Raw genomic sequence first — 10,609 nt, 5'->3', positions numbered from 1 at the left:
TAGCGATTAAGATGCTGCTGAATTTAGTGTGGGAACCACAAGCATCCTATTAAATTCGTGGGGATCCCTCAGGGTCAGAGTAAACTTTATTGCTTACCTAATTACCTGCTAACAATACCCAGCCCAATTTAAAGCTTAAACAAAAACGCTAATCGCTTGGTTTAATCCCAAGTCGATTAGCGTTTTTTTGTTGCCGTTATCGTTTCAAAAGTGTTTTCCAATTCCTTTCAAACGATAACAGCCCTCTCTAGCAATAACAGTTCGATTAAACTTCTTTACCTAAATGCTTGTACAGACTTTGATAATCAGCACTGTCAGCCATTAGCTGTTGATGGTTACCACTGTCAGTGATTTGTCCATTTTGAATCATATGAATACAATCCATTTCGGCCATGGCAGTTAAACGATGGCTTATCATTAACATGGTTTTACCTTTTGCTAAGGTAAATAATAAACGTAAGATTTCACGTTCTGTGCGCTTATCTAATCCTTCCGTTGGCTCATCTAATAACAAGATTGGCGCATCACGTAATAAGGCTCTGGCAACACCGATTCGGCGCTGCTCGCCACCTGATAGCTGACGTCCGCCTTCACCAATCCAGCTGTCTAGGCCAACTTCTTCACCGCGATCTGTGGTGGTTTTTGAACTAAGAAGCACCTCTAACCCGACTTGCTTTAACACTGCTGTTAATTGCTCGTCATTGGCGCGTCTTTTTTGTCCTTCAACGTATGGCAAAGCAATGGCCAAATTGTCACGTACTGTGCCTGCAAATAAATGAATACGTTGGCTAACAACGGTCATTGAGCTACGTAATGTCGCTTCATCAAACTCACTGATATCACGACCACCTAGGGTTATTTGACCTTGCTGAGGTTGCCATTCTCGGGTGATTAAGCTTAATAAGCTCGATTTACCACAGCCTGTTGCACCTAATAGCGCGACTTTACTGCCCTGAGGTAAATCTAAATTCAACCCCGTTAATACCTGCGAGTCAGCCTGATAACCGAAGTGAATATTGCTGAGGTTAATCTCGGTACGCTCAAGCTGAGTTTCTTGACCAAATACGACATCAGGCGTTTGCTCGGTGACTTCTGAAATACGTTTTGCCGCTAACACACAACCTGATAAATGCTGGAATGCTCCAGAGATTGGCATCATCATTTCAATGGTGGCCATAGTGGCAAATACCATCATTGCCATTAGCGGGCCTGGTGGCACACTGTCACCCACGCCATGACCTGCAAAATACATCATCATCACAACTGCGGCGCCATTGACCATGATCAATAATGCCTGGCTTAAACCGGTCACATGCGCCATCGCGGTTTGACTGGTAAAGAGTGATAACTCAGCTTCACGTAGCTTTTGGCGGTAGCGATCATTTGCTGAAAATAATGTCAGCTCTGCCTGACCTTGGATAACATCTAAGATCAACACTCGAAAACGGCGTTTACTGTCTACCACCGCTTCACCCGGTTTTCTACCTAAGCGATAAAATACGAGCGGTAAAATCAGCCATGCAGCAATTAACAAAGCACACAGGCTTAATGCCAGTGATGCGTCAAACCAAGACAAGAATGCATAAAGGGCAACAACGGTCAGTAATGAGGCTGCCATTGGCACTAATAAACGTAAATAGAGATGATCCAGCGTATCAATATCGGCCACTAACCGATTGAGCATGTCGCCTTGTCTAAGGCCTTGCAGGTTACTGGCACTTAACGGCAATAACTTTTTCCACGACCAAACTCGAAGCTCTGTTAACAGCTTAAACGTGGCTTCATGGGTCGCTAACCGCTCACCATAACGGCTTGCTGTTCTTGCGATTGATAAAAAGCGTACGCCACCTGCTGGGGTAAAAAAGTTAAACGCTAAGGCGGTTGCTGCTGTTAAACCAGCAATGGCTGTGGCTGATAAAAACCAACCCGAAAGAGATAATAAACCAATGCCAGCAATGATCGTTGTGCAGGTTAGCAATAAGCCAACTGACATCATTAACCACTGACGTTTAAATAACTTAATGAAAGGCAGTAATAGCTGCATTACACATCCTCCCTTTGAGTTTGTTCATCGGTCTTTGTTGGCTCTTGCTCATCAATATACAGTGATAAACCGTCATCATCTTGTTGTTGCATGTTTTTAAACAAACCCGTTTGAGTGCTCAGTAAAGCATAATCACCTTGCTGCACAATACGCCCTGCTTCAATCACCAGAATGTTATCCATACTTTGTAATTGATCGAGACGATGCGTCACCATCACACAGGTTTGCGCTGTCATCGCTTGTTTAAGTGATGCTGACACGAGTTTTTCACTGTGACTATCAAGGCTTGCTGTAGGCTCATCGAGTAAGAATAAGCTCGCAGGTTGTGCGATAGCACGGGCGAGCGCGATACGTTGAGCTTGGCCAACTGAGACGCCGGCTGCTTGATCGCTAATGACAGTATCTAAGCCTTGGGGGTGTTGATTAACAAATTCGGCAATGTTGGCTTGTTCAAGTAAGGCCATCACTTGTGCATCAGTTAATTCAGGATTAGCTAAGCAGACGTTTTCACGAATACTGCCATGGAATAGTTGAGGATCTTGCCCAAGCCAAGCTAAGTGTTCACGCCACTGTTTTTTATCCAGCACACTTAACTCAACACCATTGATTTTGAGCGAGCCTTTGTAGGGTAGAAAACCTAATAATGCATTGAGTAAACTGGTTTTACCCGCGCCGCTTGGGCCAACCACCGCGACTTTTTGCCCCGCTTGCACCTCAAAAGAAATCGGCCCAAGTAAAGCGGTTCCTTCCAATGTCAGCACTTCGAGCTCTGTCGCTGAAATGGCAATGTTATCTAACGAAACCTCATGCTGTTGCGCGGTTTGTTCACTGAACTTACCGTCGACCTGCTTTAAAGGGTTTGGATGCTCTAGTAATTCAACTAACGCCTCTGCTGCGCCAATGGCTTGCGCTTTGGCGTGGTAATGAGTGCCTAAGTCTCGAAGTGGTTGAAAGAATTCAGGGGCTAAAATCAGAATAAATAGACCGGTAAACAAAGTGATACCAGCGCCATAATGGCCAAAATTTAGGTGGTCTAAATAGCTAAAACCAAAGTACACCGCCAGCACAGCAATGGATAATGCAGCAAAAAACTCTAATACCGCCGAGCTTAAAAATGCCATTCTCAGCACCGACATGGTTCTTTGCCTGAAGTCTTCTGAGGCCGTCTCAATTTTGTTCACTTCAGTCTCACCACGGTGAAATAATTTAAGTGTACTTAAGCCTTTTAAGCGGTCCATAAAGTGGCCACTTAATCTTGATAATGCACTGAAGTTTTTACGGTTGGCATCAGCCGCGCCCATACCAACTAAAATCATAAACATTGGGATCAGCGGCGCTGTGGCAAATAGAATCAGTCCAGCTGCCCAGTTAAGCGGAAATACTGACACCAAAATAATCAACGGAATAAAACCCGCTAGCATCATTTGTGGTAAGTACTTAGCATAAAAATCATGTAAGTCTTCAACCTGCTCAAGCACGATGCTCGCCCATGCTCCCGCTGGCTTTCCTTTGATAAACGCAGGGCCTAAATCGGTGAGTTTGTTCAACACAGCTTCACGAATGTCACTTCGTAGTCGTTTACCCGCTTCAAAGCTTAATCGCTCACGTGCATAAGCTAGCCCTGCTCGCACAATAATCAGTGCAATTAACCCGATAAATTGACTGCTAAAGCTCGCCATGGGTAATTCGAGCATAATCACGCCGTGTAAGATATGTGCCAACAAATACGCTTGCACGACAATCGCCACACCGTTAAGTGCACCGGTAAAAATGGTGAGTTTCAAGAATATGCCGCAAGATGACTTCTGTTGTTTAAGCCACTGGCCAAGAGATTTTTCTAAGGTTTTATCCATTACATTCCTGAAAATGATCGCACTAAATGAGGAAAATTGCCGCAGTATCGCAAGCTAACAGCTTCGATAACAGCCGCTTATAGAGAAGTGTTAACTGATTCACACATTGCTAATAAACACTGTGTTATTGATGAACTATAATTCTACGCGATAGTCATCAGCAGGACAGTAAAAGAAAGGTAAATATTTGTTCATCAAATTGAATCAATATTTCTATTTGATAGTGAGTAATAACGTTCTTAAAAGCACAGAACTTTATGTTTTTTTTGATTATAGTTTTAATCAATAAAGTTTCTCACTCAATGCTTACATGCAAGAAAGCGATTAACTAAGCAATAGCCATATCAGCTTACTTAGCGTAAATGACAATCACGATAAATTATACGATTGCACTTTCTAATAGGATGAAGAAGGTAATTAAAAAATGGACGTTAATCTTTCAACCCACAGAGCACAGGCATTCAACTACTTATTTGACTCGGTTGTAGTCACTGATACCACAGGTATTATCATTGACTGGAACTGCGGTTCACAACAACTTTATGGCTACAGTAAAGAAGAAATACTCGGCCAATCAGTGAGTATTTTACATGTCCCCGAAGACAGTGCCTCTATCACTGAGTTGGTCATTTCCTCGGTTGAACAACATGGCAAATGGACGGGCGAAATACGCTTTTTACATAAAGACGGCACTATCGGTTGGGTAGAGTCGATGTGTGTGCCATTGTTTGATGACGAGCAGCAATTTATTGGTGCTTTAGGGATTAACCGAGACATCACTAAACGTGTTGAAGATGCCCAACGAGTATTAAATCTCGCCTGCTATGACCAGCTGACGCAAATACCCAATCGCTATTTGTTAATGGACAGAGTTAAACAAACCATCGAACGCTGCAAACGCATGAACACTAAGTTCAGCTTGTTCTATATGGATTTAGATGATTTCAAGAACATCAATGATACCTATGGGCATTGCCAAGGGGATTCTGTTCTAATTGAAGCGGTAACCAGACTGCATAAAGTCATCAGAGAGTCGGATACTTTAGCCAGAATTGGCGGGGATGAGTTTGTATTATTACTGGAGGACATTACTGACAATAATGACATCTCGCGCATGGCTGATATCTTAATCAGTGCATTAGACAAGCCGTTTACAATAAACGCTCAACCCGTTTTGCTTAATTGCAGTATTGGTATTGCGACCTTTCCTGATTCCGGTGACGACTTTGATACCTTAATCAAAACAGCAGATTTTGCGATGTATAAATCAAAGCGCCAGGGCGGAGCTACTTATCGATTTGGCTAAGCTTGATAGTTTATTCGGTGTAAAAGGCAGTTGAAAAGTTAGGTGAAAAGTTAGTTGAAAAAGTGAGGTAAATAGTCATGAATGGGCTTTATTTAGCTATCGATTTGAATTTGCCATTAAACGCCAAATTTAACTAATACATGCCACATCAGTTTAAGCTGTTGTACTTGCTGAGCCTGCTTAGTTCTTTGACTCCAAGGCACTGGTTTTTCAGTAAGCACCTGTGCAGCTCTGCCAATAATATCTGCATTTATTTGCTTGTCTCTAGCAATCACCTTGGCAAGTTCTGGCATTGTCGCCCCTCGAAAGTCATCAGGCACCTGCTCCACATCAAGCTGATAGCCTTGATGCCACAACAGTTCAATATCATACTCGTGGCACATTGACTGCATCAGCTCACCTATTTCTGTATCTTTATAGCTTGGATCAGCAACAAGATAGCCAATATCATGCTCTAACGAAACTTCACCATGAATTTGCGCTTCTATATAATGATCAAGATTAGATAAAGCAGGCATGTCGAAACGTGCTCTCACACCTTGAGGTAATTGCTGCCACAGATGATTAACCATATCCGCAGGCTTAATCTCTTTCACTCCTAAAGCATATTGGCGCTCAAAACACTCGCTGAGTAACGCGGCCAAGATCACCTCAAAACAACTTAACGTGCCTTTTTCTTTAGGTAAGCGATAGGAATCCATATAACTGAATGTACAGCGCGAAAGTACTTGAGTGTGGGTAAGAAAGTAACAACTGCCAAATCGAGGAGCCGGCCCCGTTGGGCATAGACCAAGATCTAATGCACCATACTTAGGGCGTAGTTTAACTCCTGAGTAACTATGACCAAAAAGTTGGTTTTCCCAGTGGTCTCTTGGGCCACCTAATTCCGGTGACAATTGCCCATTTGAGATATGAGTTTCAAACTGGCTTTTATAACAACCGTCCTTAAGTAACCCAGCTGCGACTGATAATCCACGGCTATCAATACGATCGGGGTGAAAATGCAAGGCCACTCGGCCATGTTGATGCAAGGCTTGCATAGCCTTATGAACCGCTGCAGTATCAATGTTAGACATTAACAGGACATTTTTAATTACCGCACTTGAGTGCTCGCGCAAACAGGCAACGCTATGCTCGATATGGATTTGCGCTGCTGACTTTCGATTCATAACCTGCCCTCCTTTGCATCTGTGATTAACACTATCCAATATCTAACGACTTGCTGGATAAAATACAGCTAAGTGCTTGTATTTCATTGTATGTAAAATACACGGATTTAGCACAAAAGATTAAAACTAATTCATCTACCTATGCGGTTAACCCTCATCAAGATGTTGAAACATCGTACTCACCATTCTTTGCAGAACAAAACCTCAAATAACTAATCCCTAGGGCCTGTTGATCTTTCAAGGTTGTTTTTGCAGCGAGTTGTTGGCCATTCTATGCATCAAGGGCGCAAGACAGAGACTTTGTGGTGTAGTTATTCTACATAAAAAGTCGATAACGCAGTAAAAATGACCAACAAACGCTGCCCAAAGGGTTCGACTAAAAGCGTTTTACTCTTTGTTGGATGCATTTTGCTTAGATGACTAGGCATCAACTCATCCGCCTCGATTACAACGCTTTTATTTCGAACAAAACTTAACCAGCAAAGAACAACAGGCCCTAGATACTGATGAAATAAGCCCATTGCATATGGCTTATATTCCACTAGTAACGGCCATTAAAGAAGAATATTTAAGCGATTAGATGGCGCTCTAGCAGTGTTTCAGGTAAGCTTCACGCCCGCCATTTCGTGGCCCCCTATTCAGTCATAGCAACGTATACGTTGCCCAAAGAGATCATTCTATGAGTTTTGCCTCACTAGGCTTAAGCGCAGCAATTTTAAAAGCTGTTGAAAAACAAGGGTATGACACCCCTTCAGCAATCCAAGAACAAGCTATTCCTGCCGTCCTAGAAGGCAAAGACGTAATGGCCGCAGCCCAAACGGGTACAGGCAAAACAGCAGGTTTTACCCTGCCATTATTAGAACTACTCTCAAAAGGTCAGCGCGCTAAGCGTGGCCAAGTTCGTGCTTTAGTATTAACACCAACACGTGAGCTAGCAGCACAAGTTGCTGAAAGCGTGTCGACTTACGGCGCAAACTTACCGCTTAAATCTGCGGTTGTATTTGGTGGCGTATCAATTAATCCACAAATTACCACCCTAAGAAATGGCGTTGATATTCTAGTGGCGACCCCAGGGCGCTTATTAGATTTATGCCAACAAAAAGCATTAAGCTTCAGCCAACTTGAAGTCTTAATCTTAGATGAAGCCGATCGCATGTTAGACATGGGCTTTATTCGCGATATTAAGAAAGTCTTGGCTATGTTGCCAAAACAACGCCAAAACCTAATGTTCTCAGCAACGTTTTCAGATGAAATCCGTGAACTTGCAAAAGGCTTAGTGAATAATCCAGTTGAGATTTCAGTTACGCCACGTAATGCGACTGCTAACACGGTTGAACAAAGTGTTTATGCCGTAGATAAGAGCCGTAAAGCGCGTATCTTAACTAAGCTAATTAAAGAAAATAACTGGCATCAAGTGTTGGTATTTTCTCGCACCAAACATGGCGCTAACCGCTTAGCGAAAAACTTAGATGCTGACGGCATCAATGCAGTGGCTATTCACGGTAATAAAAGCCAAGGTGCGCGAACCAAAGCCTTAGCTGATTTCAAAGCGGGTAAAGCACAAGTCATGGTTGCTACCGATATCGCTGCCCGTGGTATTGATATCGACCAATTGCCTTTTGTCGTTAACTTTGACTTACCTAATGTCCCTGAAGATTATGTGCATCGTATCGGCCGTACTGGCCGCGCTGGTGCAACGGGTTTAGCAGTATCTTTAGTTAGCGATGAAGAAGTGAAATTATTACATGACATCGAAAGACTGATTAAGCGCACTGTCGAGCGTAAAGTCATCGAAGGCTATGAAGCATGTCATGACTTACCAGAAGCAAGCTTAAAAGGCGGTCATCGCGCGGCTAATCATAAAAAGCCAAACCCGAATCGTCGTAAGCACGCCAATCAAGCTGATGGACAAAAACAAGGCCAAAGCACTAAACAGGGCCAGCGCCCAGCGCCGAAAGGCAATTCAGACAAGCCAAGCCAACGTCAACGCGCCCGCGCTCGTGCAGAAGCTGAAAATGCTCAATCAGATGGTAATAAAAAGCCACAAAATCGTCGCCAAGGCCGCACTGACAACTCAAGTTCACAAGGCAAGGTTGATCCTTACGCGAATGCGAGACGTTAATAGCGACTCACTGATTTAGCGTTAACTTAGCTCGATTTTCAGCAAATAGTTAATGATTTAAAGGCATGAAAGCCAAGCTTTCATGCCTTTTTTGTTATTCAAAAAAACCAGCATAAAAATCTACACCTTGCTTACTCATTAACGATAAACACTTGAAAGTTGCCAGATCCACTCTCATCGTTCATGATAATTACACGGGATAAAGACAATTTTTCATGGAAGAGTTATGAAATATTTAGGTGTATTGGTTCTAATATTATTACTGGCTATTGCCAGCCTGTTTGTTGGTTTACAAATGGGAAAAGGTCAGCTTAATCAAGCAGAAGAGTCTCAAAGTAATCAACTGAGTAAAACACCAACAAGTGAAGGTGTTACCTCCCAGCCATCAGAGTTAGCCATAGAATCCAGTCATCTCGTCAGCGAACTGAAACAAGAAGTGCTGCAACTTAAACAACAGCTTGCTGAAAAAAACAGTTTAATCGACGCTATGAACTCTTCAATGGGATTACTCGAGCAGCAAGTTGAACTGGCTTACACCGAGATAGATCAAGTTACAGAGCAAACCCATGACTCGCCATTTCATCCTGAGCCAGACAGCATCAGCACTGATCAAGCAAACCAATGGGTTCCTGAAAATTTTGCCAATGCGATAGCTTCACAACAAGGAGACATGGTCGCACTATTTAAGCGCCATCACCAAGCTGACATCAATCAAGAATGGGCCACGGAGCGTGAGCAAGCATTAAAAGATTCTTTTGCTTTGAGTGAATATGCTGACATGGTCAATATCACCTCAGTCAATTGTAAAACCAGCACTTGTGAGGTTCGCGGTGAAGAGCTAGAACCCAATGGTTGGATGTTAGTAAGCCAGCGACTGCAAGAAACTTCATTAAGTAAAAATGCCAGTACATGGACCTATCTGATAGGAAATGAAGAAGGTGAAACCCTGATCCATATGTTGTCAGAAGTTGATGATTCAACGGTTGAAAATCAGTAATGACCTCAACGTGATGGATAGATAACACCATTCCGACTAAAGACTAATACTGCCAGCGTGATAAAACCAATATCATCAGCGTGCTTAAGCTCGTAAGTCATTAGTTTAAATATCACTTTATATTGATCTACGCCTAGCATCAGCTCGTAAGTTACACACGATGCTGTTAGCCCAGGATGCTGTTAGCCAAGGCGCTCCTGTGTAGGTAGCGACTTTTGAATTAGCGAAAAATCAATGTAAAGGAATACTGTTCACCATGACGATATCTTCAATTAATTCAGCAAGTATTGATACCCAAAAAACAGCAGCCCACTCAACAAGTTCAATCAATCCCAACTTGCACATCCAAGTAATGCAGTTGCCTAACTCTGAACATCTCATCTGGGTCATTGATGATTTCATTACTGACTTTGCGTCTCTTGTCGATTACAGCAAAACAAAAGCTTATTTCAATAATGTCGGCGCCGATGGAACCTTGTTTCCTGGCATGCGAGATGAAATGCCACGCCCCTATTATCAATCTTTATCATCGTTAATTACCTTACTGGCAAAGCAGCCTAAAGGTGAATACTTCAAGCAACATCAAATTGCAAAGTGTTGGTTATCTAAAGTCACTTTAAGTCCATTACAGCTCAATGCGAGTCAAACCATGCCACACTTTGACTCCCTTGCTGAACACGATATGGCAGCAGTGCATTATCTCAATGATGTCCAATTGGGCGGCACCAGCTTTTATCGTTATAAAGGCGCTGACAAACTGCACTTATCCCACGACGATAAAGACATTATTTTTAAGATGGTTGATGAGGTTAAGCAAGTTGCAGCAAGCCGAAAAGGCTACATCACAGATTCAGATGACTTATTCGAAAAAGTATTCAGTATTGACGCTAAGCCAAATCGCATCGTTATCTATTCAGGTAATATTCTTCACAGCGCCAATATTACTGATGAAGTAGAGTTTGATAAGCGTTCTGAACATAATCGCACATCAATTAACTCTTTCTTTAGTATCGCCTAAATCAGCCAATAAAAAAGCGAATTCAGTAACCACTGAATTCGCTTTTTTTTAAAGCCTATTTATAAAAACTGGCTTACTAAAACTATTTTCTTACAAGCTA

At 42.6% G+C, this 10,609-nt stretch carries 7 protein-coding genes; 4 read left to right on the top strand and 3 right to left on the bottom strand.

What is annotated here, in order from left to right; all coding sequences use genetic code 11:
- Window positions 1-265: 265 nt before the first annotated feature.
- The gene (gene cydC, locus BCU84_RS02240) at window positions 266-2,044 is read right to left on the bottom strand and encodes a cysteine/glutathione ABC transporter ATP-binding protein/permease CydC (RefSeq protein ID WP_102526480.1); all 1,779 of its coding nucleotides are present in this window, start codon (window positions 2,042-2,044) and stop codon (window positions 266-268) included.
- Complete coding sequence (gene cydD, locus BCU84_RS02235; RefSeq protein ID WP_102526479.1) at window positions 2,044-3,897, bottom strand: cysteine/glutathione ABC transporter permease/ATP-binding protein CydD; 1,854 nt, start codon at window positions 3,895-3,897, stop codon at window positions 2,044-2,046. The genes cydC and cydD overlap by 1 nt, the downstream gene beginning before the upstream one ends.
- A 424-nt stretch (window positions 3,898-4,321) precedes the next feature.
- Here cydD and BCU84_RS02230 point away from each other — a divergent pair, with 424 nt between their 5' ends.
- On the top strand, window positions 4,322-5,203 hold the full coding sequence (locus BCU84_RS02230) for a sensor domain-containing diguanylate cyclase (RefSeq protein ID WP_102526478.1): 882 nt from the start codon (window positions 4,322-4,324) through the stop codon (window positions 5,201-5,203).
- A gap of 116 nt (window positions 5,204-5,319) precedes the next feature.
- On the opposite strand, the gene BCU84_RS02225 is transcribed toward BCU84_RS02230, so the two are convergent.
- Window positions 5,320-6,372 carry a DUF3626 domain-containing protein gene (locus BCU84_RS02225; RefSeq protein WP_102526477.1) on the bottom strand — a complete coding sequence of 351 codons (1,053 nt, stop codon included), beginning with the start codon at window positions 6,370-6,372 and terminating at the stop codon, window positions 5,320-5,322.
- 679 nt (window positions 6,373-7,051) lie between these two features.
- On the opposite strand from BCU84_RS02225, the gene BCU84_RS02220 reads away from it, so the two are divergent.
- The 3 genes from BCU84_RS02220 to BCU84_RS02210 all read left to right on the top strand — a co-directional run bounded on the left by BCU84_RS02220 (window position 7,052) and on the right by BCU84_RS02210 (window position 10,509).
- Window positions 7,052-8,494: a DEAD/DEAH box helicase gene (locus BCU84_RS02220; RefSeq protein ID WP_102526476.1), complete on the top strand. Its 1,443-nt coding sequence runs from the start codon at window positions 7,052-7,054 to the stop codon at window positions 8,492-8,494.
- Between the two features lie 226 nt (window positions 8,495-8,720).
- Window positions 8,721-9,491 (top strand): hypothetical protein, encoded by a 771-nt coding sequence (locus BCU84_RS02215; protein WP_102526475.1) that lies wholly within the window; start codon window positions 8,721-8,723, stop codon window positions 9,489-9,491.
- A gap of 256 nt (window positions 9,492-9,747) precedes the next feature.
- Window positions 9,748-10,509 (top strand): DUF6445 family protein, encoded by a 762-nt coding sequence (locus tag BCU84_RS02210; RefSeq protein WP_102526474.1) that lies wholly within the window; start codon window positions 9,748-9,750, stop codon window positions 10,507-10,509.
- The last annotated feature ends 100 nt before the right edge of the window (window positions 10,510-10,609 follow it).

Origin of the sequence: Shewanella sp. 10N.286.51.B7 (genome assembly GCF_002873615.1) — a bacterium.
GTDB lineage: Bacteria > Pseudomonadota > Gammaproteobacteria > Enterobacterales > Shewanellaceae > Shewanella > Shewanella electrodiphila.
This window is presented reverse-complemented; position numbering and strand designations above follow the sequence as displayed.